Origin of the sequence: Streptomyces sp. NRRL F-5123, from assembly GCF_000721495.1 — a bacterium.
Lineage (GTDB): Bacteria > Actinomycetota > Actinomycetes > Streptomycetales > Streptomycetaceae > Actinacidiphila.
This window is the reverse complement of record NZ_JOHY01000011.1, coordinates 143,050-166,435: the sequence shown is the minus strand read 5'-3', so window position 1 is coordinate 166,435 and position 23,386 is coordinate 143,050. Positions and strand designations below refer to the sequence as shown.

The window sequence follows — 23,386 nt, the reverse complement described above, 5'->3', positions numbered from 1 at the left end:
TGCGTGGTCGTCCGGGATCCGTTGTCCTTGGTCGTTGCGAGTGACTCGCGATCCGGCTTCCCCGTTCCTCTCCCTCACACCGGGAGGGGGAGGGGGGACTGCGGTGGCCAGGCCGCGAGCGGGTGCAGGCCCGTGGGGGTGGCCTCGGCGAAGAGGGTGACGGGGTGGCCGCCGGATATGGAGGCCAGGCGCCACAGCGGGGTGGGGCTGGTCAGGGGGGCCGCGGCGGCGGACGTCGCGTCGGCCACCTGCCAGTGGTCCTGGCCCGGGAGGGGGACGACGTCGGCGAGGACGACGGGGAAGGCGTCCAGCCAGGGGTCGTCCGCGAGGGCCGTGCCGTACGCGTCGAGGGCAGCGGCCACCGATGTGCCCGGCGGGGTGCGGTCGGGGGTGCCGGTTGCGAAGACCTCGCCGAGCACCGCGCGCAGCGGCACCGCGGCCGGGTGGTAGGCCAGCTCCGCGTCGAGGACCGAGCCGACGGGCAGCGTCAGTTCGGGGGCGCGGCCCGCGGCGCCGAAGGAGAGGAGCAGGGCGAAGCGGCCCGACGCGGTGTCGTGCAGCCATATCCGGCGGGTGGTCAGCCGCTCGTCCGGGGTGTCGTACTGCGCGAGGACCAGCCACTGCCCGCGGATCCGCGGCCCCGCCAGGACCTCCGCGGAGTCGACGGTGAAGCCGATGCGCGTGCGTACCGTCTCCGCGAGGGGGCGGGGGAGGCGCTCGCGGCCGAGGTAGCCGCGGGCCAGCAGATGCAGCAGGCCCGTCTCCTCCAGCATCCGGGAGGGCCAGTCGCCGCCCGCCGCGGCGGCGGCGCCCAGCGTGCGGACCCGGGAGGCGAGCCCGGGGGCCTGGGCGTCGACCATACGGGCCGCCATCTCGTCCCACTGCTGGTAGCCCGCGCGCTCCGCGCCCGCGAGGCCGCCCCGCAACAGGTCGGTGAGGCGCTGCTCCAGCTCCGCGGCGCCGCCCTCGACCCGGACCGCGCGCCGCTCGGCCCGCTTGCGCGCCGCGTCCGCCGCGGACGGGCCGGGCGCGGGCTCGTCCTCCTCCGGGGCGGTGGCAGCCGCCTCCGCCTTCTCGCGGCGGGCCGCGAGCCACTGCTCGGCCCACTCCGGCGCGACCGCCCCCGCGGCGACCGCCCCTTCGTCACCGGCCCACAGTAAAAGCAGCCCCAGTGCGTGCTTGCACGGGAACTTCCGGCTCGGGCACGAGCACGCGTACGCGGGCCCGCGCAGATCGACGGCCGTCTGGTACGGACGGCTGCCGCTGCCCGCGCACAGGCCCCACACCGCGTCGTGCGACGCGCCCGCGCCGGACCACGGCGCGCGCGTCGCGAGCCGCGCGCCCGCGGTGCGTGACGCCGCGTCAGGCGCGAGTCCGAGCACCTGGTCGGCTGTCCACCGAGCTTCCGTTTCGTCCATGCCCACCACGCTAGGGCCACCCACTGACAATCACTCTGACCTGCGCGAATAGCGGGCTGTGACGGATTGTCAGTGGCGGGGTGCACAGTGGGAGCAGCACGGACCGAGGGGGTCCGTTCGAACGAGTGGGGGAGAGCCATGACCGCTTCGACGAGCGTCGCGGCCGGCACCGAGGAGGCCCTGCGGCCGCATGCGGAGGAGACCTTCGCGGCCGAGCTGGCCGCGCTCGCCGCCGCCGACGACCGCCCGCGCCCGGCGCGCTGGAAGCTCTCGCCCTGGGCGGTGGCCACCTACCTGCTCGGCGGGACGCTCCCGGACGGCACGGTGGTGACCCCTAAATACGTGGGCCCGCGCCGGATCGTCGAGGTCGCGGTGACGACACTCGCGACGGACCGGGCGCTGCTGCTGCTCGGCGTGCCGGGCACAGCGAAGACCTGGGTGTCGGAGCACCTGGCGGCCGCGGTCAGCGGCGATTCGACGCTGCTGGTGCAGGGCACCGCGGGCACCCCGGAGGAGGCCATCCGCTACGGATGGAATTACGCGCAGCTGCTCACGCACGGCCCGAGCCGGCAGGCGCTCGTGCACAGCCCGGTGATGCGGGCGATGGCGGAGGGCCGCATCGCGCGCGTGGAGGAGCTGACGCGCATCCCGGCCGACGTGCAGGACACCCTCATCACGATCCTGTCCGAGAAGACGCTGCCGATCCCCGAGTTGGGGACGGAGCAGCAGGCCGTCCGCGGCTTCAACCTCATCGCGACGGCCAACGACCGGGACCGCGGGGTCAACGAGCTGTCGAGCGCGCTGCGCCGCAGGTTCAACACGGTGGTGCTGCCGCTGCCCGCGAGCGCGGAGGACGAGGTGGAGATCGTCGCCCGCCGTGTCGCACAGATAGGAAGAGGCCTCGATCTGCCGGCCGCGCCGCGCGGCGCCGACGAGATCCGCCGTGTCGTCACCGTCTTCCGCGAGCTGCGCTCCGGCGTCACGGAGGACGGGCGCACCAAGCTCAAGTCCCCCTCGGGCACGCTCTCCACGGCCGAGGCAATCTCCGTCGTCACGAGCGGTCTCGCGCTGGCGGCCCACTTCGGCGACGGCGTGCTGCGTGCCCCCGACGTCGCCGCGGGCATCCTCGGCGCCGTGGTCCGCGACCCGGCGGCGGACCGCCTGATCTGGCAGGAGTATCTGGAGACGATCGTCCGCGAGCGCGACGGCTGGAAGGACTTCTACCGCGCCTGCCGTGAGGTGTCGTCATGAGGCCGCCCCACGCGGCGACCGCCCACCCCGCGGCCGCCGGCGCCGGACCGGCGGCCGCGGGCGGGGCCGCCGCCCCGCTCGCGGGCAGCGGCCCGCCCTGCCCGGCGCGGGTGCCCGCGGCTGCCGCGCCGCCCGTGCCGCGGCCGGACACGAGGGCAGCCGCGGGCGCGGAGGAGACCCGGGCTCCGGAGGGGGCCGTGCGCAGCGCGTCCGCCGTGCGTCAAGGCGGGTCAGGGGCAGGCCCGTTCGGGGTGCGGCGCCGCCCGGCGGCCGACACGCCGCCCGCGGCCGGGGCGGTACCGGAGAGCCAAGCATTCGGGAGGTGGCACGGCGTGTCGGGATCCGAGGTACGGCAGGCGGCCGGACAGCCGGAGGCGGCGGCGTCCGGGCCGCGGGGAAGGGCCCGGGCCGTGCCGGTCGCGACGGCGGCCGGACAGCCGGAGGAGGCGGCGGCGTCCGGTGCGGGTGCGGCGGGGTTGCCCGCGCCGCAGGGGAAGGCGCGGGATGTGCTGGCCGCGACCGTGGTGGCGCAGGGGACGGGGGACGCGGTGCTGCTCGGGGTGCGGCACCACGGGCCCGGGTCCGCGCGGGCGGTGCTCGCCGCGCTGGAGGCGTATCGGCCGCAGGCGGTGCTGATCGAGGGACCGCCGGAGGCCGACGCGCTGGTGGGGCTGGCCGCCGATCCGGCGATGCGGCCGCCGGTCGCGCTGCTGTCGCACGTGGTCGACGATCCGGCGAGGGCGGCCTTCTGGCCCTTCGCGGAGTTCTCGCCCGAGTGGGTGGCGTTGCGCTGGGCGGCGGCCGCGGGCGCGGAGGTCCGCTTCGTCGACCTGCCCGCCGCCGTCAGCCTGGCCCTGCGGCCGTCGCCGGAGGAGCTGGCCGCCGAGGGGGCGGACGGTTGGGACGAAGAGGCCCCGGGGGCCGAAGTGCCGGGCGGGCCGCGGCCCGACACCGCGGGCCCCGGGCCAGGGGCGGACGTACGGATCGACCCGCTCGCGGTCCTCGCGGAGACGGCCGGGTACGACGACCCGGAGCGCTGGTGGGAGGACGCGGTCGAGCACCGCGGCGACGGCACGGGCGGGAGCGGGGAGGCCGACCCGCTCGCCCCGTTCGCCGCACTCGGCGAGGCGATGGCCGCGATCCGCGCGGTGCACGGCGACGGCGGCCACCCCCACGACGCCGTGCGGGAGGCGCACATGCGGCTGCGGCTGCGCGAGGCCCGGCGGGCGCACGCGCGGACGGCCGTGGTGTGCGGGGCCTGGCATGTGCCCGCGCTCGCCGCGCGGACGGCGGTCGCCGCGGACCGGCAGCTGCTCAAGGGCCTGCCCAAGGCCCGGGTCGAGACGACCTGGGTGCCCTGGACGCACCGCAGGCTCGCCCGTGCGAGCGGCTACGGCGCGGGCATCGACTCGCCGGGCTGGTACCGCCATCTGTTCACCGCCCCCGACCGGCCGGTCGCCCGCTGGATGACGAAGGTCGCCGGGCTGCTGCGAGAGGAGGACATCCCGGTCTCGTCCGCGCACGTCATCGAGGCGGTGCGGCTGGCCGAGACGCTGGCGGCGCTGCGCGGCCGGCCGCTCGCCGGGCTCGGCGAGGCGACGGACGCGGTGCGCGCGGTGATGTGCGACGGCTCCGACGTGCCGCTCGCCCTCATCCGCGACCGGCTGGTGGTCGGGGACGCACTCGGCGAGGTGCCGCCGGACGCCCCCGCGGTGCCGCTTGCCCGCGATCTGGCCCGGCAGCAGCGCACGCTGCGGCTCAAGCCGGAGGCGCTGGAGCGCCACCTGGAGCTGGACCTGCGCAAGGACACCGACGCGGCCCGCAGCAGGCTGCTGCACAGGCTGGCACTGCTCGCCGTCGGCTGGGGCGAACCGGCCGGCGGCCGGGGGAGCAAGGGCACCTTCCGGGAGGAGTGGCGGCTGCGCTGGGAGCCCGAGCTGGCGGTGCGGGTCGCCGAGGCCGGGATCTGGGGGACGACGGTCGCGTCCGCCGCGACGGCGAAGGCGGCCGACGCGGCCGCGCACGCCGGGACGCTCGCCGAGGTCACGGCGCTGGCCGAGACGTGCCTGCTGGCCGGTCTCGCGGACGCGCTGCCCGTGGTGATGCGGGTGCTGGCCGATCGCGCGGCGCTGGACACGGACGTGGCGCATCTGGCGGCGGCGCTGCCCGCGCTGGTGCGGGCGGTCCGCTACGGGGACGTGCGGGGGACGGACGCGGCGGCGCTCGGCGAGGTCGCCGAGGGCCTGGCGCTGCGGATCTGCGTCGGGCTGCCGCCGGCCTGCGCGGGGCTGGACGCCGACGGGGCGGCGGCGATGCGCGAGCACCTCGACGGGGTGCACCGGGCGGTCGCGCTGCTGCCCGACCCGGCGCTCCGGGACCGCTGGGCCGCGGCCCTGCGCGGGCTCGCCGAGCGCGCCGACCGCCCGGGAGGGGCGCCGGGCGGCATACCCGGACTGCTGCGCGGAGCCGCGGCCCGGCTGCTCCTCGACGACGGGCGGCTGACGGCCGAGCAGGCGGCCCGGCTGATGGGCCTGACGCTGTCCCCGGGCACGGCCCCGGCGGAAGCGGCCGGCTGGATCGAGGGCTTCCTCGCGGGCGGCGGCATGCTGCTCGTGCACGACGAGCGGCTGCTCGCCCTGCTGGACGAGTGGATATGCGCGGTGCCGCCCGCGGCCTTCACGGATGTGCTGCCGCTGCTGCGGCGGACGTTCGCGGAGTTCGAGCCGGGAGTACGCCGCACGGTCGGCGAGCTGGTGCGCCGCGGCCCGGCCGGCGCCCGCCGCCCCGCCCCCGGCGCCACGGAGCCCGGCCTCCCCGGCTTCGCCCCGGCCCTCGACCCCACCCGCGCGGCCGCCGCGGCCCATACCGTCCGCCTGCTGCTCGGCACGACCACGACCACCGACCTGGGAACCCACCCCACCGGGGGAGCCTGACCATGACACATCCCCACCGCCCCACCGAAGCCCCCTCCGCCGGGCGGCCCGACGCCGCCGCCTCCTCCCCATTTCCTGCGGCGTCCGGCGGGATGCTCCGCCCCGCCGGTGTGCCCGCAGCTGCCGCCCCGTCGGAGGCCGCGGCCCCGCCCGGCCCGTCGGCCGCCTCCCGCGCGACCGCCGCCCCTCGCCCCACCGGCGCGGCAGCCGTGCCCGCCCCCACCCCTGCTGTGTCCGCGGCCGGCGGCGGCGCCATCGCGCCCGGCGGTGTCTCCCCCGGCCCCGCCGGAGGCGATGAGCGGTTGCGGCGCTGGCGGATGGTGCTCGGCGGCGGGGCCGGGGGAGAGGGGACGGGGTATGCGCTCGCAGGAAGGGACGCGGCGATGGACCGGGCGCTCGGGGCGCTCTACGGGGGGAACGGGGCGGCAGGCGGGGAGCGGGGGGCCGGGCTGGGCGGATCGGCGCCGCAGGTCGCGCGGTGGCTCGGGGACATCCGCCGGTATTTCCCTACCTCCGTGGTGCAGGTGATGCAGCGGGACGCGATCGGACGGCTCGGCCTGTCCGCGCTGCTGCTGGAGCCGGAGATGCTGGAGGCGGTGGAGGCCGACGTCCATCTGGTCGGCACGCTGCTGTCGCTCCACAAGGCGATGCCCGAGACGACGAAGGAGACCGCGCGGGCCGTGGTCCGCAAGGTCGTCGCGGACCTGGAGGCCCGGCTCGCGACGCGCACCCGCGCGACGCTGACCGGCGCGCTCGACCGGTCGGCCCGCGTCGGCCGGCCGCGCCACCGCGACATCGACTGGGACCGCACGATCCGCGCCAATCTGCGCCACTACCTGCCGGAGCACGGCACGGTCGTGCCGGAGCGGCTGATCGGCTACGGGCGGGCGGACCGCGCGGTGCGGAAGGACGTCGTGCTGTGCATCGACCAGTCCGGGTCGATGGCGGCATCCGTCGTCCACGCCTCCGTCTTCGGCGCGGTGCTCGCGTCGATGCGCGCGATCGCGACCCGTTTGGTCGTGTTCGACACCGCGGTGGTCGACCTCACCGACCAGCTCGCCGACCCGGTGGACGTGCTGTTCGGCACGCAGCTCGGCGGCGGTACGGACATCAACCGCGCGCTGGCGTACTGCGCCTCCCGGATCACCCGTCCGGCGGACACCGTGGTCGTGCTCATCAGCGACCTCTACGAGGGCGGCATCCGGGACGAGATGCTGAAGCGGGTCGCGGCGATGAAGGCGTCCGGAGTGCAGTTCGTCGCGTTGCTCGCGCTGTCGGACGAGGGTGCGCCGGCGTACGACAGGGAGCACGCGGCGGCATTGGCAGCACTCGGCGCGCCCGCGTTCGCCTGCACGCCCGACCATTTCCCCGACGTCATGGCGGCGGCCATCGAGAAGCGCCCGATCCCGATACCCGAGGCCTGAGCCCCCTGGGCCCCTCCTGGTCCCCGCCCGGACCCCGCTCACCCGGGGCCCCGGGCGAGCCCCGGCGGGGTGGCCCGAACAGGCGTGTTGTGACCGTTCTCACCGCTCACGGGCATGCCCGGATTTCGGCAGCGCCGCCGCGCGGCGATAACCTGCAAGACGGACATGCCGCGTACTCGGACACCGCGTGCGCTTATCTGGTGACAGCTGGTGGTGCAGTCGCCCTGCCCGTGCGGCACGCCCAGCCGGCAGGCGGCGCTGTACGTGTTCACGACGGCAGCCTCCCGCCGACGCCGTACACCATCCGGGCTTACTCCAGCCGATTCCAGGGAAAAGGGAGACGGACGCGCGTGGACCTGTTCGAGTACCAGGCGAGGGATCTCTTCGCCAAGCACGGGGTACCGGTGCTGGCCGGTGAAGTCATCGACACGCCTGAGGCGGCGCGCGAGATCACCGAGCGGCTCGGCGGAAAGTCGGTCGTCAAGGCCCAGGTCAAGGTCGGTGGCCGTGGCAAGGCGGGCGGCGTGAAGCTGGCCGCGACCGCGGACGAGGCCGTCGCCCGCGCGACGGACATCCTCGGCATGGACATCAAGGGCCACACGGTCCACAAGGTGATGATCGCCGAGACGGCCCCGGAGATCGTCGAGGAGTACTACGTCTCCTTCCTTCTGGACCGCGCTAACCGCACCTTCCTCTCCATCGCCTCCGTCGAGGGCGGCATGGAGATCGAGGAGGTCGCGGCGAACCGCCCCGAGGCCGTGGCGAAGACCCCGATCGACGCGATCGACGGTGTCGACAAGGCGAAGGCCCAGGAAATCGTGGCCGCCGCGAAGTTCCCGGCCGAGGTCGCCGACCAGGTCGCGGACGTGCTGGTGAGCCTGTGGGAGGTCTTCATCAAGGAGGACGCCCTCCTCGTCGAGGTCAACCCGCTGGCCAAGGTCGCCTCCGGCCAGGTCATCGCGCTGGACGGCAAGGTGTCGCTGGACGACAACGCGGAGTTCCGCCACCCGGACTTCGAGGAGCTGCACGACAAGGCCGCCGCCAACCCGCTGGAGGCCGCCGCCAAGGCCAAGGGCCTGAACTACGTCAAGCTCGACGGCCAGGTCGGCATCATCGGCAACGGCGCGGGCCTCGTCATGAGCACCCTCGACGTCGTCGCGTACGCCGGTGAGGCGCACGGCGGAGTGAAGCCCGCCAACTTCCTGGACATCGGCGGTGGCGCCTCCGCCCAGGTCATGGCCAACGGCCTGGAGATCATCCTCGGCGACCCGGACGTCCGCTCCGTCTTCGTCAACGTCTTCGGCGGCATCACCGCGTGCGACGAGGTCGCCAACGGCATCGTCCAGGCGCTGAAGCTCCTGGAGGACCGCGGCGAGCAGGTCACCAAGCCGCTCGTCGTCCGCCTCGACGGCAACAACGCCGAGCTGGGCCGGAAGATCCTCACCGACGCCGCGCACCCGCTGGTGCAGCGCGTCGACACCATGGACGGCGCGGCCGACAAGGCCGCCGAGCTGGCCGCCGCGAAGTAAGCACGAGGACGAGGACACACACCACCATGGCTATCTGGCTCACCAAGGACAGCAAGGTCATCGTCCAGGGCATGACCGGCGCGACCGGCGTCAAGCACACCAAGCTGATGCTGGGCGACGGCACCAACGTCGTCGGCGGCGTCAACCCGCGCAAGGCCGGGCAGAAGGTCGACTTCGACGGCACCGAGGTACCGGTCTTCGGCTCCGTCAAGGAGGCCATCGAGGCCACCGGGGCGAACGTCTCGGTCATCTTCGTGCCGGAGAAGTTCACCAAGGACGCCGTCGTCGAGGCGATCGACGCGGAGATTCCTCTCGCCGTCGTCATCACCGAGGGCATCGCCGTGCACGACTCGGCCTCCTTCTGGGCGTACGCCGGCAAGAAGGGCAACAAGACCCGCATCATCGGCCCGAACTGCCCCGGCATCATCACCCCGGGTCAGTCCAACGTCGGCATCATCCCGGGCGACATCACCAAGCCGGGCCGCATCGGCCTGGTGTCGAAGTCCGGCACGCTGACGTACCAGATGATGTACGAGCTGCGCGACATCGGCTTCTCGACCGCGGTCGGCATCGGCGGCGACCCGATCATCGGCACCACGCACATCGACGCGCTCGCCGCGTTCGAGGCCGACCCCGACACCGACCTGATCGTCATGATCGGCGAGATCGGCGGCGACGCCGAGGAGCGGGCCGCGGACTACATCGCGAAGAACGTGACGAAGCCGGTCGTCGGCTACGTCGCGGGCTTCACCGCGCCCGAGGGCAAGACCATGGGCCACGCCGGCGCCATCGTCTCCGGCTCCTCCGGCACCGCGCAGGCCAAGAAGGAGGCCCTGGAGGCCGCGGGCGTCAAGGTCGGCAAGACGCCGTCCGAGACCGCGCGGCTGGCCCGGGAGATCCTCGTCGGCTGAGGTCGGCTGAGGTCGGCTGAGGTCGGCTGAGGTCGGCTGAGGTCGGCTGAGAGCCCGCTGACCGGCCGAACCGCCGCGTCACACCGGACGGCCCGCTCCCCTGCGCAGGGGAGCGGGCCGTCCGCCGTTCCCGGCACGGTCACCGGCCGGGGTTCACCGCGGGGACTGGGCCGCTTGCCCGTGCGGCGGTACGGGGTCGTGGTGGGGGGATTCGCCCGGCCGCTGCGGTCCGACGATCATGCAGACGGTCGTGACCAGCAGCACCGTCCCGGCCGCGGCGAAGGACGCGAGCGTACGGCGCCGCGTCCCGCGCTCGCTGGCCTTTCGTACGCCCGCGGGCCGCGCGGGCGCCGCCGGGGCACCGTCCGGCGCACCCGGGGAGGGCGGCGGTTCGGGTACGGCCGCGAGCAGGCCCGCCAGGTGCTCGGCGGCGTCGCCCCCGTCGTACGCGTCCGGCGCCGCCGCGGCCAGCTCGCGGCGGGCCCCGATGACGCGGGAGGCGGCCGCGGCCGGGCTCGACTCGACCTCGGCGGCGGTGCGCACCAGGCTCATCCCGAGCCCGTCGTGCAGCAGCAGCGCCCGCCGCCGCTCCGGGTGCAGCCCCACCAGCGCGCGCCACAGGGCGTCCTCCGGGGCGGGCGCCGGCGGGCGCCTGCGCACCCGCTTCCAGTGCCGCTGCCAGGGCGCGAGCGCGTACGCGTGCGCGGCGGCCCGCAGCCGGCCCGCCGGGTCGCTGTCCCGCGCGACCTCCGGCCACCGCTGCCACGCCTGGTCGAACGCCCGCCGCACCGCCTGCGCGGCCAGCTGCGCGTCCCCGGTGAGGACGACCACCTGGCGCCGCAGCGGCTCCGCGCACCGCAGGTAGAGCGCGTCGAACGCGGCCTCGGGGTCGAGCGTGTCGGCCGGGTCGAGCAGGGCGTCCCCCGGATCTGCCGCTGTCCCCGCCCCCGGGACCGGCTCCGCCGCCCCGCCCAGCGGCCGGACCTCGGCGGCCACCGCGGGATGGACGGTGACCGCCCGCACCGGAAGGGCCCACGCGGGCCCGGCCGGAGCGGAGACGGAAGCTGAGGAAGCGGAGGGAACGGACACGGGAGCGGTACGGGCCCGCGCGGCGGTCCGGGGCCGGGACGTGGGGGGCCGTTTGCGCCTGCTCACGGGGAGGACCTCTCATCTCATCCGACTCGTCATACGCATCAGACAGTCTGAAAAAACCACGTATACGCCGCATCATGGGCGACACGACGACCAACCGCCCGCTGCACGGGTGAAACGGGTGTTGTTGGCACCATGGGACGCCGTGACTCATATGACGCAACCGGCGGCCCGGCCCGGCTCCGGAGCAGCGGCCGAGCCCGACCCCGACATCCCCCGCCCCCTCGCCGCGCTGCGCGCGTCGGCCGCCGTCGCGGGGATGGCCGCGGCGGGGCTGGTGCTGCTCGGGCTCGCGGCGGTCGTGCTGCTGCTCTGGGTCGCCTCGCCCTTCCCCGACAGCGGCCTCGGCGGGGCCCTGCACATCGCCGCCGACCTGTGGCTGCTCGCCCACGGCGCCGCCCTGGTGCGCGACACGACCCTCTCCGGCGTTCCGGCGCCCGTAGGCGTCACGCCGCTGCTGCTGAGCGTGCTTCCCGCGTGGCTGCTCTACCGCGGTACGGCGTCGGCGGTCGCGAACGGCACGCGGGCCTGCGCGGGCTGGGTGCTCGGCGGCTACCTCGCCGTCGCCGTGCCGGTCACGGCCTACGCCGCCGCCGGGTCGCTGCACGCCGACGTGCTGTCCGCGCTGCTGCACGTGCCGCTCCTAGCGGCCGCCGCGACCGCCGCCGGGGCGTGGGCGGGCCGCGGGCGGCCCCCGCTGTCGGCCTACCGGGCGTGGGGCGGCGACGTGGCGCTCGCGCTGCGGGCCGGTGGAATCGGGGCGGGTGTCCTGGTGGGCGGTGGGGCGGTCGTCGGCGCCGTCGCCCTCGGGTGGCACGCGGGCGCGGCGGGGCGGACGTTCGGGCAGCTCAGCGCGCCGTTCGCGGGGCAGGTCGCGGTGTTCCTGCTGTGCGTGCTGCTGGTGCCGAACCTCGCGGTGTGGTCCGCGGCGTACGCGCTCGGGCCCGGCTTCTCCGTCGGCGCGGGCAGCACCGTCGCGCCCACGGGGGCCTCCGGCTATCCGCTGCTGCCGCGCTTCCCGCTGCTGGCGGCGCTGCCGGGCCAGGGCGGACCGCACCCGGCGGGCTGGGCGACCCTCGCGGTGCCGGTCCTGGCGGCCGGGGCGCTGGGCTGGGTCTGCGTACGGGCCCGGCTGCGGACCGGCCGTACGGCACTGGTCGTCGCGGGCGCCGCGGGGACCTGCGGACTCGCGCTCGGCGTGCTCGCGGCGGCCTCGGGCGGGCCCCTGGGGGTCGGCAGCCTCGCACGCGTCGGCCCGGCCTGGTGGCTCACCGCCGCCGCGGCCGCGGCCTGGCCGCTCGCCCTCGTGCTGCCGCCGGCCGTGGCCGTCGCCTGGTTCCGCACCCGCACGCCGCGCACCCCGCGCACCCCGGCGGTTCCGAACCCGCCGACGCACCCCCCGCAGCCGCCCGCGCGGCCCCAGCCGCTCCAGGCACCGCGGGGTTTCAGGCCGCCGGTGTCGGCTGAGCCGTCCAGGCCGTCTGTGCCGCCGGTGTCGGCCGAGCCGTTCGAGCCGTCTGTGCCGCCGGTGTCGGCCGAGCCGTTCGAGCCGTCTGTGCCGCCGGTGTCGGCCGAGCGGTCGCAGCCGTTCAGGCCGTCTGTGCCGCCGGTGTCGGCCGAGCCGTTCGAGCCGCCTGTGCCGCCGGTGTCGGCCGAGTGGTCGCAGCCGTTCAAGCCGCCGGTGTCGGCCGAGCCGTCGCGGCCGTTCCGGCCGTCCGCGCCGCCGGTGTCGCCCCAGCCGCCCCAGCCGCCCCGGCCACCGCAGGCGCCCGCGCCGGCCGGTCCTCAGCAGCCGCCGCAGCCCTCCGCGCCGTCCGAACCTTCCGCGCCGCCGGTGGCGGCGAAGCCGTCGGCGCCGCCCGAGCCCCAGCAGCCCCAGCAGCCGCCGCAGGCGCCCGCGCCGGACTTCCCGCCGCGGCCCGCGGGGCCGCCGGCCGGGCCCTGACGGGTGTTACGGGCGCATCGACGGCAGGTCGCGCAGCGGCTTCGGGAGGAGCTTCTGGCAGGCGTGCGCGGCCGGCGTCGTGAGGGCGTCCTGGCGGCAGGTGTAGTAGTCGCGGTAGGCGAGGTGGAAGGCGTACGTACCGGCGACGATGACGAGCGCGAGCCCGCTGGCCACGATGCCCGTCCAGGCCGCCGTGACGAACGAGCGCTGCGCGTCGGGGCCCGGCGCGGGCGGCGCGGGGCGCGGCGACTGCGTGGCGTCGGCCAGCGCGGAGGCGGCCGCGGCGCGGGCCTGGGCGCGCTCCTCGGACGGCATCCGCAGCGCGCTGATGCCCCAGTAGAGCGCGAGCGCGCCGAGCAGCAGGGCGACCGGCGTCCAGCCGAGCAGCGCGAAGAGCAGGCCGCAGCTGCCGAAGAAGATGGCGTAGCGGGAGCGCCGGTGGGCCGGGTCGGTGGGGTCGAAGCGCGGTCCGGTGCCCTGCGGGCCGGTCGGGCCCTGCGTGGGGTCGGGCCGCTGCCCGTACGGGTCGGGCCGCCCGCCCTGCGGCTGCCGGCTGCTCCACTGGCTGCCCCAGGGCTGCGGCGCGCCCTGCGGCGGGGTGGGCGGCGTGGAGCCGGGATCGTCGGAGGATCCCGATCCCGATCCCGATCCCGACCCCGACCCCGAGCCGCCCGAGCCGCCGGACCCCGACGGCTGCCGCGGCTGCCAGGGCCGGTCCGGCGTTCCCTCGGGCGGCGGCGCGAACGGGTTCTCCTGGTCCTGGTCGCCCTCGGGCGCGCGCAGCGCAAGACGAATACGGCCGCTGCTCATGATGTGATGCGCCATCCCCTGGGCTCGACTCCTCGTGCGGGCATTGCGGTCTGGTGAAATCCTCCGGCCTGCGTGCCGTATGTATGTCATACGTGACACAGGTGTCGGATACATCACGTTCACCCTCGCGCAGGGCGCGCGAAGTCCGTGTTCCCGGCAGACGCTACCCTCCGGGCGCTCCCCCGTCCCGCGGGGGCTGTCCGGAGTGCCGGTATCGTTGCTGACGGTCGGGGGTCTCGTAGGGTTCCCCGGAATCCGGCCAACCCCCGACTCGTACGATCATCCTAAGGCTGCCGGGTGCCTGCCCGGCAGCCGCGAGAGAGAGCCTCCCGCCAGTGGCCGCCCGTACTCCCGCCGCGTCCGACGCACCGTTCGCCGTCCCGCCCGCCGCCGACTCCACCGGAGCCACCGCCCGCGTGGTCGTGCTCGTCTCCGGCTCCGGCACCAATCTGCAGGCGCTGCTGGACGCCATCGCGGCGGACCCCGGCCACGGGGCCCGGATCGTCGCCGTCGGCGCCGACCGCGACGGGATCGTCGGCCTGGAGCGCGCCGAGCGCGCGGGGATCCCCACCTTCGTCGTACGGGTCAAGGACCACCCCGACCGTGCCGCCTGGGACGCCGCCCTCACCGCGGCGACCGCGGCGTACGCACCGGACCTCGTCGTCTCCGCCGGCTTCATGAAGATCGTCGGCAAGGACTTCCTCGCGGCCTTCGGCGGCCGGATCGTCAACACCCACCCGGCACTGCTGCCGAGCTTCCCCGGGGCCCACGGCGTACGCGACGCGCTCGCGTACGGCGCCAAGGTCACCGGGTGCACCGTCCACTTCGTCGACGACGGCGTCGACACCGGACCGGTCATCGCCCAGGGCGTGGTCGAGGTCCGCGAGGACGACACGGAGGACGCGCTCCACGAGCGCATCAAGGACGTCGAGCGGCGGCTGCTCGTCGACGTCGTAGGGCGGCTGTCGCGCGACGGCTACCGCATCGAAGGACGAAAGGTACGGATTCCGGCATGAGCGCCGACACCACCGAAGGCCAGGACAAGCGCCCGCTGCGCCGCGCGCTGATCAGCGTCTACGACAAGACCGGCCTGGAGGAGCTGGCACGCGGGCTGCACGAGGCGGGGGTGGAGCTGGTCTCGACCGGCTCGACCGCCGGCCGGATCGCCGCCGCCGGGGTGCCCGTCACGCCGGTCGAGGAGCTGACCGGCTTCCCCGAGTGCCTGGACGGCCGGGTCAAGACGCTGCACCCGCGAGTGCACGCCGGGATCCTCGCCGACCTGCGCCTCGACGACCACCGGCGGCAGCTGGAGGAGCTGGACGTCAAGCCGTTCGAGCTGGTCGTCGTCAACCTCTACCCCTTCCGCGAGACCGTCGCCTCCGGCGCGTCCGACGACGAGTGCGTGGAGCAGATCGACATCGGCGGCCCCTCGATGGTGCGCGCCGCCGCCAAGAACCACCCCTCGGTCGCCGTCGTCACCAGCCCCGGGCGCTACGCCGACGTGCTCGCCGCCGCGCAGACCGGCGGCTTCGACCTGGCCGCCCGCAAGGGGCTCGCCGCCGAGGCGTTCCGGCACACCGCCGCCTACGACGTGGCTGTGGCCTCCTGGTTCGCCGACGGCTACGCGGCCGACGGGGAGAGCGACTTCCCCGCCTTCGCGGGCGAGGTCTTCACCCGCCGCCAGACCCTGCGCTACGGCGAGAACCCGCACCAGGCCGCCGCCCTGTACGTCAGCGCCGACGCCCCCGCGAGCGGCCTGGCCGGCGCGGAGCAGCTGCACGGCAAGGAGATGTCCTACAACAACTACGTGGACACCGAGGCCGCCCGGCGCGCCGCCCACGACCACGACGAGCCGTGCGTGGCGATCATCAAGCACGCCAACCCGTGCGGCATCGCGGTCGGCGCGGACGTCGCCGAGGCGCACCGCAAGGCGCACGCGTGCGACCCGCTGTCCGCGTACGGCGGCGTCATCGCCGTCAACCGCCCGGTGTCGGTCGCGATGGCCGAGCAGGTCGCGGAGATCTTCACCGAGGTCATCGTCGCCCCGGGGTACGAGGACGGCGCCGTCGAGGTGCTCGCGCGCAAGAAGAACATCCGGGTGCTCAAGGTCGAGGGTGCCCCGGCCGCGGTCACCGAGCGGCGCCCGATCGAGGGCGGCGTCCTCATCCAGGCCAAGGACCGCTTCCAGGCCGAGGGCGACGACCCCACCACCTGGCGGCTGGTCAGCGGCGAGCCGCTGGCGTCGGCCGAGCTGGCCGACCTGGCCTTCGCGTGGCGCGCCTCGCGCGCGGTGAAGTCCAACGCGATCCTGCTGGGCAAGGACGGCGCCACGGTCGGCGTCGGCATGGGCCAGGTCAACCGGGTCGACTCGGCCAAGCTCGCGGTCGCCCGCGCCGGCGCCGAGCGCGCCGCCGGCTCGTACGCCGCGTCCGACGCCTTCTTCCCCTTCCCCGACGGCTTCGAGGTGCTCGCCGAGGCGGGCGTCAAGGCCGTGGCGCAGCCCGGCGGCTCGGTCCGCGACGACGCGGTGATCGAGGCCGCGCAGAAGGCCGGCGTGACCATGTACCTGACGGGCACGCGGCACTTCTTCCACTGAGCGACCGGCGACGCGGCCGCGGCCGCACCCCCTGGGAACGGGGGTGCGGCCGCGGCCGTCGTACGTGCCGATTCGGTACCGGAGCAGCAGCTCAGGCGTATCGGAAACGGCGTATCAGAACTGGTCCTTGACGACCACGCTGTGCACCATCTTGTCGGCCCACGTCTGGTTCTTCGAGTCCCACAGCGGCCACAGGTAGCCCAGGAGGCACGGGATGCGGTCCAGGATGTGCCCCATCTGGCGGCCGAAGCCGCGGCCGAAGCCGAGCGCCGAGCCGTCGTGCTCGCGCAGCACCCGGATGCCGACGATCTTCTTGCCCGGGCTCTGGCCGGTCATGCCCTCCCGGTAGCTCACGAAGATCAGCGCGGCGAACGCCAGGAGGCCGCCGACGATCATCAGCGTCAGCTCGTTGTCCGTGGCGCCGGGCAGGTCGCAGTAGCTCTTCGCGACGCCGTGGTCGAGGCACGTGTTCAGCGCGTCCTGCCGCCTGTTCAGGTCGGGGATCATGCCGGCCAGGTAGATGCCGACAGGCACCAGGTAGACGATCAGGAAGTCCAGCAGCAGCGCCCCGAGCCGGGCGCCCCAGCTCGCCAGCGGCGGCATCCCCGGCGGCATTCCGCCCGGCTGCGGATAGCCGTACGGCTGCTGGTAGCCGTAGCCGGCCGGCTGCCCGTAGGGGACCTGCGGCGGAACGCCGGGCGGTATCGGCTGGCCGTACGGCTGCTGGGGCTGGCCGCCGCCGTACGGGGACGGGGGGCCGGGAGGCTGGCTCACGTGCGGTTTCCTTCACGGGACGGGGACGGGCTGCAGCAAACGCCATATCGTCCGACCAGGTGACATCGCCGCGCAAGGGCTGTCCGCGGACGGGATCCGCACGGATTTGCTGACGGGCACCCCCGATCGACGACAATGGGGCCATGAGCGCCCAGATTCTCGATGGCAAGGCCACCGCAGCCGCGATCAAGTCCGAACTGACCGAGCGTGTCCAGGCGCTCAAGGCCCGCGGTGCCGCCCCCGGGCTCGGCACTCTGCTGGTCGGCGACGACCCCGGCAGCAAGTGGTACGTCGCCGGCAAGCACCGCGACTGCGCACAGGTCGGCATCGGCTCCATCCAGCGCGAGCTGCCCGGCACCGCCACCCAGGAGGACATCGAGGCGGTCGTCCGCGAGCTCAACGAGGATCCCGCCTGCACCGGCTACATCGTGCAGCTCCCGCTGCCCAAGGGCATCGACACCAACCGTGTCCTGGAGCTGATGGACCCCGCCAAGGACGCGGACGGGCTGCACCCCACCAACCTCGGCCGGCTCGTCCTCGGCGTGCCCGCGCCGCTGCCCTGCACGCCCAACGGCATCGTCGAGCTGCTGCGCCGGCACGGCGTCGCGATCAACGGCGCGCACGTCGTCGTGGTCGGCCGCGGCATCACGGTCGGGCGCTCCATCGGGCTGCTGCTCACCCGCAAGTCCGAGAACGCGACGGTGACGCTGTGCCACACCGGCACGCGCGACCTGTCCGCGCAGCTGCGGCAGGCCGACATCGTCGTCGCCGCGGCCGGCGTGCCGCACATCGTCAAGCCCGAGGACGTCAAGCCGGGCGCGGCCGTGCTCGACGTCGGCGTCAGCCGCGACGAGGCCGGCAAGATCGTCGGCGACGTGCACCCCGCCGTCGCCGAGACCGCGGGCTGGATCTCCCCCAACCCCGGCGGCGTCGGCCCGATGACCCGGGCGCTGCTGCTGCAGAACGTGGTGGAGGCGGCCGAACGGCAGGCGGCGGCCCGTGTCGGCTGAGCTGGGCCCCGGAGGCCGCCCCGCCGTCACGACCTCCACCGCACGCCCCGAGGGCGGCGGGCGCGCCGCCCCGGGCGACGCGCCTGCGCCAGCACGGCAGTGGCCGATCCTCCTCGTCGTCGTCGGCGCGGTCGCGGGCCTCGTCACCACCGCGTCCGGCGCGTTCCGCGCGGGCGCGATCACGGTGGGCGTGGCCCTGCTCCTCGGGGGCGTCCTGCGCTGGACGCTGTCGTCCGTCGGCATGCTGGCCGTGCGCAGCAGGTTCACCGACGTGATCACCTACGCGATCCTGGGCCTCGCGATCATCCTGCTCGCGCTCATGGCGCAGCCGGACCCGATCCTCCGGATCCCCTTCCTGGAGGACATCATCCACTTCTCCGTCAAGTAGGCGTTCCGCACCGGAATGCCTCGTGCGGTGGCCCGCGCGGCCAGCCCCCGCCGGGGAAAGGCGACGGGCCACGCCAAGCGGCAATCACCCAGGGGCGCGGGGGGTACCTCCCCAGGGCGAGGCGCTGGGGGAGAACGGCGCGGCCGGCCACGACGGCGGGAGGATCGCGAACGTCACCGCAAGAGGCACCCCGGAGTGTCCCGGGGTGCGCTTTAGCACACCGGGCGTCCCCGTGTGGGGGTTGAGCGGAAAGAACATCCGTACGGCACGGGTGTTCTATCGTTGCCCTCGGTATCCGTCGGGACACGAAGGGTGCGGCATGGGTCAATGGGAGCCGCTCACGGACCGCGCCCCCGTGGACATGCGGCGGCTCGCGACGCAGTTGCGGCGCATGAAGGACCGCAGCGGCCTCACCGTGCCCGCGCTCGCCGCGCGCACCGCGGAGTCCGCGGAGGCGTGGGCCTCGTACCTCGCGGCGCGGCGCGTGCCGCCGCTCGCCGCGGTGGAGGTGCTGGCGCAGGCGAGCGGCGCGGACTACGAGCGGGCCGGCGCCCTGTGGCGGCTCGCCGACAAGGCGGCGAACGGCACAGGGGAGCGCGGCCGCGGCAGGCCCGTACCGGATCCGGATCCGCTGGATCCGCTGGGCGCCGCGGAGGGGCTGCCGTCCGGACGCCGGCGGGCCGTCCTGCTGGGGGCGGCCGGCGTGTGCGCGGTGGCCGCACTCCTCGCGATCGTCCTCCTGGCGGGTACGGGCAGCAGCAGCGCCCCCGGCCACGGCGCCGCCCCGACGGCGACGGCCACGACGGCGCCCGCGTCCCGTACTCCCGCGGCCTCCCCGCCGCGCACCCACCCGCAGGCCTCGGGGCGCACACCCGCGGGCACGACCGCACCGCCCGCCCCCGGCAGCACACCGCGGACGTCGGCCCCGACGCCGTCCGCCGCGCCCACGACGGCGGATCCGGCGCCGTCAACTCCCGCGTCCTCGCCTCCTCCCACGCCGAGCCCGTCCGACGAGCCGCCGAGCGCGACCGCTGCCCCGACGTCCACCGGCCTGTGCCTGGGCCTCGTCGTCCTCGGCATCTGCATAGGGTGAGGCAGGTCACGCCCGTACGGACACGCATGCCGGAGCGGGGCCGGGTCCGTGCGGCCGCGGCCCCGCGATAGCCTGGCGGGTGGCTCTCCCGACCACGGGGAGATCCGCGATCTGGGCCGCCGCCCAGCCATTGCCGGGCGGCCGCGCACAGGCCGCACCCCCGACCCAGCAGCACGCGCGGCCACCGCGCACAGGCCAGGAGAAGGCAATGACTCGCACTCCCGTCAACGTCACCGTCACCGGAGCGGCCGGCCAGATCGGCTACGCCCTCCTCTTCCGCATCGCCTCGGGCCACCTGCTCGGCGCGGACGTACCGGTGAAGCTCCGGCTGCTGGAGATCCCGCAGGGGCTCAAGGCCGCCGAGGGCACGGCCATGGAGCTGGACGACGCGGCCTTCCCGCTGCTGCGCGGCATCGACATCACCGACGACCCGAACGTCGCCTTCGACGGCGCCAACGTCGCCCTGCTCGTGGGCGCCCGCCCGCGCACCAAGGGCATGGAGCGCGGTGACCTGCTCTCGGCCAACGGCGGCATCTTCAAGCCGCAGGGCAAGGCCATCAACGACCACGCCGCCGACGACATCAAGGTCCTGGTCGTCGGCAACCCGGCGAACACGAACGCGCTGATCGCGCAGTCCGCCGCCCCCGACGTCCCGGCCGAGCGCTTCACCGCCATGACGCGGCTGGACCACAACCGGGCGATCGCGCAGCTCGCGAAGAAGACCGGCGCGGCCGTGGCCGACATCAAGCGCGTCACGATCTGGGGCAACCACTCCGCGACGCAGTACCCGGACATCTTCCACGCGGAGGTCGCCGGGAAGAACGCGGCGGAGGTCGTGAACGACGAGCAGTGGCTCGCCGACACGTTCATCCCGACGGTCGCGAAGCGCGGCGCCGCGATCATCGAGGCGCGCGGCGCCTCCTCCGCGGCGTCGGCCGCGTCCGCGGCGCTGGACCACGTCCACACGTGGGTGAACGGCACGGCCGAGGGCGACTGGACGTCGATGGGCATCGTCTCCGACGGCTCCTACGGCGTGCCCGCCGGCCTCATCTCGTCCTTCCCCGTCACGACGAAGAACGGCTCCTTCGAGATCGTCCAGGGCCTGGAGATCAACGAGTTCTCGCGCCCGCGGATCGACGCTTCCGTCAAGGAGCTGGAGGAGGAGCGCGCCGCCGTGCGCGAGCTCGGCCTCATCTGAGCCCAGCTCTTCCTTGCCGCGACGCCCCGAGCTGCCCCTTGCCCGGGGCGTCGCGCTCAGCCGCCCACCGGCGGACGGTCGCGCGGCTCAGCTCGAGGCGCACCCCCGAGCGCCGTGCACAGCAAGCTCAGCGCCTGCGTGAAGGCGTGGTCCGGCGGGGTGCCGTACCCCACGACGAGGGCGGGCGGGTGGGCGGGGGAAGCTCCGAACGCCGGGAGCCCCGGCACGGACAGGCCCAGCCGGTGGGCGCGGGCCACCACCGCGTCGACCGGGCCCGCTGCGGCGGGCAGCTCCACCACCGCGTGCAGCCCGGCGGCGATGCCGGACACCCGGACGTCCGGCGCGCAGCCGCGCAGCACCTCCACGACCCGGTCCCGCCGCGCGCGGTAGCGCGACCTCATCCGCCGCACGTGCCGGTCGTACGCCCCGGAGCGCAGGAACTCCGCCAGCGTCAGCTGGTCGAGCACCGCCGACTGGTGGTCGGCGATCCGCTTCTCGCGGACGACCGCGTCGAGCAGGTGCGGCGGCACGGCGAGCCAGGCCAGCCGCAGCGCGGGGGCGAGGCTCTTGCTCGCGGTGCCGGCGTAGACGACGTGGTCGGGGGCGAGCGCCTGGAGTGCGGCGACGGGCTGCCGGTCGTAGCGGAACTCGCCGTCGTAGTCGTCCTCCAGGACGATGCCGCCGGTGGAGCGGGCCCAGGCGACGACCGCGGTGCGCCGCCCGGGCGACAGGCTGACGCCGAGCGGGAACTGGTGCGCGGGCGTGAGCAGCACCGCGGCGACGTCGCCGTCCAGCTCCTCGACGCGGGCCCCGCCGGCGTCGACGGGCAGCGGGCGCGGGTCGAGGCCCGAGACGCGCAGCACGGTGGGCACGTCGGGCAGCCCGACGCTCTCGTACGCGGCCCGGCGTGCGCCCCGCGCGTGCAGGACGCGGGCGAGGAGGCCCACGCCCTGCGTGTAGCCGGTGCAGATCACCAGGTGCTCGGGGTCCGTGCGCACCCCGCGCACGCGGGCGAGGTAGTCGGCGAGGGCGGCGCGCAGTTCGGGGCGGCCGCGCGGGTCGGTGTAGCCGAAGGCCTCGTTGGGTGCGGCGGTGAGGGCCCGGCGGGCGGCGCGCAGCCAGCCGGTGCGGGGGAAGGACCCGAGGTCGGGGGAGCCGGGCCACAGGACGTACGGCAGCCCGGAGTGGTGCGGTGCGAGCTCCGCGGGGCCGTTGCGGGGCGCCTCGGGGCCGCGCTCGCCCGGGCGGTGCCCCCGGCCCGTACGGAGGGCGGGGACGGCGGGCCGCGGGGCGACCGTGGTGCCCGAGCCCTGCCGGGCGGTGAGCCAGCCCTCGGCGACGAGCTGCCCGTACGCGTCGGCGACGGTGTTGCGGGCGAGGCCGAGGTCGCGGGCCAGGACCCGGCTGGACGGCAGCCGGGTGCCGGGGGCGAGCCGCCCGTCGCGTACGGCCGCGCGCAGCGCCTCCTCCAGGCCCGCCCGGGTGCGCCGGCCCGCGAGGTCCAGCAGGAGGTCGTAGTCGCCGCTGCCGCGCTGCGGGTTGCCGGAGGCGGCGGGACCGGCAGGACCGGCAGGACCCGCGGGACCGGCAGGAATGGCCCACTCGTTCATGCCTCTAGTGGACCACGGAGCGGTGCCACTTGGCGGCTACGGTGAGGTCATGACCACGAACGAAGCAGCCGCCCCGACCGTCCCCGCCCCCGTCCGCCGCATCAACCTCATGGACCGCGCCCCGGATTTCTACGAGGCCATGTTCGCCCTCGACAAGGCCGCCGCCCGCGGCCTGGACCCGGTGGTGCGCGAGCTGGTCCGGGTCCGCGTCTCGCAGCTCAACGGCTGCGCCTTCTGCGTCGACAAGCACAGCCACGCGGCGCTCGCCGAGGGCATCACGCAGCAGAAGCTCATCGGTGTGACGGTGTGGCGCGAGACCCCCTTCTTCACCGCCCGCGAGCGCGCCGCGCTGGCACTGGCCGAGGCCGTGACGGAGCTGGGCCCGCACGGCGTCGCGGACGACGTCTACGACGAGGCGGCGAAGCTCTTCGACGAGGACGAGATGCCGAGGCTCGTCGCGATGTGCGTGACGATGAACGCGTGGAACCGCATCGGCGTGACCTGCCGCCTCTCACCTGCGGCCCGCAAGTAGCGGCCTCAGGACGCGGCCGGCTCCCCGAAGCGGGTCAGGGCCAGGGCGCCGAGGACGGCGAGGGTGAAGCCGGCGACGGCGACGGGGGCCCAGCCGGGGCGGGTGCGGTCGTCGAGGGCGAGGACGCCGACCAGCGCGGGGGCGACGGTCTCGCCGATGACCATCGCGGCGGTCGCGGTCGTCACGGAGCCCTGGCCGAGGGCCGAGGTCAGCAGCAGGAAGGCGGCGCCGCCGCCGAGGAGGAGGGCGTAGAGCGCCGGGCCGGTCACGCCGTCGACCAGGCGGACGGCCACCTCGACGACGCCGAAGCCGAGCCCCGCCCCCAGGCCCAGGACGGCCGCGCGGGCCCTTCCGGGCAGCCGCCCGCCGGCCGCGCCGATCAGCAGGACGGCCCCGGCGGCGACCAGCGTGCCCCAGCGCAGCGCCGTACCCCCGTGCGCGGCCCCCTCGTCGCCCGAGGCGAGCCCCAGCAGGGCGAGGCCCCCGCAGACGGTGCCCACCGCGGTCCACTCGGCGCGGCGCAGCGTCGTGCCGAGCAGCCGGCCCGCGGCGACCGCGGTGACGGCCAGGCTCGCGGCGAGCGCGGCCCCCACGGCGTAGATGGGCAGCCGGCGGAGCGCCACCAGCTCCATGCCGAAGCCGGCGGCGTCCAGGGCGAGCCCGGCGAGGTAGACGCGCTGGGCCAGCGCGCGGGCGAGCAGCCGGGTGTCGACGCCGGAACCGCTGCCGGGTTCGGCGGCCCGCGCGCCCTTCGCCTGGAGCACCGAGGCCACGCCGAAGCACACGGCCGCGCACAGCGCCGCCACCATCCC

19 protein-coding genes are annotated in these 23,386 nt (G+C 75.5%); 13 read left to right on the top strand and 6 right to left on the bottom strand.

The features are described from left to right. Nucleotides 1-74: 74 nt before the first annotated feature. Nucleotides 75-1,418 carry an SWIM zinc finger family protein gene (locus IH54_RS0113585; RefSeq protein WP_031516374.1) on the bottom strand — a complete coding sequence of 448 codons (1,344 nt, stop codon included), beginning with the start codon at nucleotides 1,416-1,418 and terminating at the stop codon, nucleotides 75-77. A gap of 138 nt (nucleotides 1,419-1,556) precedes the next feature. Between IH54_RS0113585 and IH54_RS0113580 the strand changes: the two genes are divergently transcribed. The 5 genes from IH54_RS0113580 to sucD all read left to right on the top strand — a co-directional run bounded on the left by IH54_RS0113580 (nucleotide 1,557) and on the right by sucD (nucleotide 9,466). Further along, nucleotides 1,557-2,669, top strand: a complete 1,113-nt coding sequence (locus IH54_RS0113580; protein WP_031516372.1) for an ATP-binding protein — start codon at nucleotides 1,557-1,559, stop codon at nucleotides 2,667-2,669. Between the two features lie 506 nt (nucleotides 2,670-3,175). Beyond that, nucleotides 3,176-5,602, top strand: coding sequence for a DUF5682 family protein (locus IH54_RS0113575; RefSeq protein ID WP_234343507.1), 2,427 nt, complete (start codon nucleotides 3,176-3,178; stop codon nucleotides 5,600-5,602). A 317-nt stretch (nucleotides 5,603-5,919) separates the two neighbouring features. Next, complete coding sequence (locus IH54_RS0113570; RefSeq protein WP_052397398.1) at nucleotides 5,920-7,026, top strand: VWA domain-containing protein; 1,107 nt, start codon at nucleotides 5,920-5,922, stop codon at nucleotides 7,024-7,026. Between the two features lie 350 nt (nucleotides 7,027-7,376). After that, nucleotides 7,377-8,555: an ADP-forming succinate--CoA ligase subunit beta gene (gene sucC / locus IH54_RS0113565; RefSeq protein ID WP_031516366.1), complete on the top strand. Its 1,179-nt coding sequence runs from the start codon at nucleotides 7,377-7,379 to the stop codon at nucleotides 8,553-8,555. Between the two features lie 26 nt (nucleotides 8,556-8,581). Then, the gene (sucD, locus tag IH54_RS0113560; protein ID WP_031516364.1) at nucleotides 8,582-9,466 is read left to right on the top strand and encodes a succinate--CoA ligase subunit alpha; all 885 of its coding nucleotides are present in this window, start codon (nucleotides 8,582-8,584) and stop codon (nucleotides 9,464-9,466) included. Between the two features lie 153 nt (nucleotides 9,467-9,619). Here the strand turns inward: sucD and IH54_RS39670 are convergent, their stop codons facing one another. Further along, nucleotides 9,620-10,462 (bottom strand): RNA polymerase subunit sigma-70, encoded by an 843-nt coding sequence (locus IH54_RS39670; RefSeq protein ID WP_159011819.1) that lies wholly within the window; start codon nucleotides 10,460-10,462, stop codon nucleotides 9,620-9,622. Nucleotides 10,463-10,772: 310 nt separating this feature from the next. Between IH54_RS39670 and IH54_RS41570 the strand changes: the two genes are divergently transcribed. Next, the gene (locus IH54_RS41570; protein ID WP_052397396.1) at nucleotides 10,773-12,563 is read left to right on the top strand and encodes a DUF6350 family protein; all 1,791 of its coding nucleotides are present in this window, start codon (nucleotides 10,773-10,775) and stop codon (nucleotides 12,561-12,563) included. Nucleotides 12,564-12,569: 6 nt separating this feature from the next. Here IH54_RS41570 and IH54_RS44470 read toward each other — a convergent pair whose 3' ends face one another. Further along, nucleotides 12,570-13,388: a hypothetical protein gene (locus tag IH54_RS44470; protein WP_052397395.1), complete on the bottom strand. Its 819-nt coding sequence runs from the start codon at nucleotides 13,386-13,388 to the stop codon at nucleotides 12,570-12,572. A gap of 401 nt (nucleotides 13,389-13,789) precedes the next feature. On the opposite strand from IH54_RS44470, the gene purN reads away from it, so the two are divergent. Next, nucleotides 13,790-14,389, top strand: coding sequence for a phosphoribosylglycinamide formyltransferase (purN, locus tag IH54_RS0113540; protein ID WP_031516357.1), 600 nt, complete (start codon nucleotides 13,790-13,792; stop codon nucleotides 14,387-14,389). Next, entirely contained in the window at nucleotides 14,386-15,969 is a 1,584-nt protein-coding gene (purH, locus tag IH54_RS0113535; RefSeq protein WP_031516356.1) for a bifunctional phosphoribosylaminoimidazolecarboxamide formyltransferase/IMP cyclohydrolase, read from the top strand. The genes purN and purH overlap by 4 nt, the downstream gene beginning before the upstream one ends. 114 nt (nucleotides 15,970-16,083) lie before the next feature. Here purH and IH54_RS0113530 read toward each other — a convergent pair whose 3' ends face one another. Beyond that, nucleotides 16,084-16,743, bottom strand: coding sequence for an RDD family protein (locus IH54_RS0113530; protein ID WP_031516355.1), 660 nt, complete (start codon nucleotides 16,741-16,743; stop codon nucleotides 16,084-16,086). Nucleotides 16,744-16,886: 143 nt separating this feature from the next. Here IH54_RS0113530 and IH54_RS0113525 point away from each other — a divergent pair, with 143 nt between their 5' ends. The 4 genes from IH54_RS0113525 (at nucleotide 16,887) to IH54_RS0113510 (ending at nucleotide 20,432) form a co-directional block, all read left to right on the top strand. Further along, the gene (locus tag IH54_RS0113525; protein WP_031516354.1) at nucleotides 16,887-17,753 is read left to right on the top strand and encodes a bifunctional methylenetetrahydrofolate dehydrogenase/methenyltetrahydrofolate cyclohydrolase; all 867 of its coding nucleotides are present in this window, start codon (nucleotides 16,887-16,889) and stop codon (nucleotides 17,751-17,753) included. After that, nucleotides 17,743-18,141 (top strand): DUF3017 domain-containing protein, encoded by a 399-nt coding sequence (locus IH54_RS0113520; RefSeq protein ID WP_078862171.1) that lies wholly within the window; start codon nucleotides 17,743-17,745, stop codon nucleotides 18,139-18,141. Before IH54_RS0113525 ends, IH54_RS0113520 begins: the two co-directional genes overlap by 11 nt. A 319-nt stretch (nucleotides 18,142-18,460) precedes the next feature. Continuing rightward, entirely contained in the window at nucleotides 18,461-19,234 is a 774-nt protein-coding gene (locus tag IH54_RS41565) for a helix-turn-helix domain-containing protein (RefSeq protein WP_052397394.1), read from the top strand. Nucleotides 19,235-19,442: 208 nt separating this feature from the next. Then, entirely contained in the window at nucleotides 19,443-20,432 is a 990-nt protein-coding gene (locus IH54_RS0113510) for a malate dehydrogenase (protein WP_031516349.1), read from the top strand. Nucleotides 20,433-20,488: 56 nt separating this feature from the next. Here IH54_RS0113510 and IH54_RS0113505 read toward each other — a convergent pair whose 3' ends face one another. Next, complete coding sequence (locus tag IH54_RS0113505) at nucleotides 20,489-22,042, bottom strand: PLP-dependent aminotransferase family protein (protein WP_078862170.1); 1,554 nt, start codon at nucleotides 22,040-22,042, stop codon at nucleotides 20,489-20,491. A 49-nt stretch (nucleotides 22,043-22,091) separates the two neighbouring features. Between IH54_RS0113505 and IH54_RS0113500 the strand changes: the two genes are divergently transcribed. After that, nucleotides 22,092-22,574 (top strand): carboxymuconolactone decarboxylase family protein, encoded by a 483-nt coding sequence (locus IH54_RS0113500; protein WP_052397393.1) that lies wholly within the window; start codon nucleotides 22,092-22,094, stop codon nucleotides 22,572-22,574. 5 nt (nucleotides 22,575-22,579) lie between these two features. Here the strand turns inward: IH54_RS0113500 and IH54_RS0113495 are convergent, their stop codons facing one another. Next, on the bottom strand, nucleotides 22,580-23,383 hold the full coding sequence (locus IH54_RS0113495; RefSeq protein WP_031516344.1) for a hypothetical protein: 804 nt from the start codon (nucleotides 23,381-23,383) through the stop codon (nucleotides 22,580-22,582). Nucleotides 23,384-23,386: the final 3 nt, after the last annotated feature.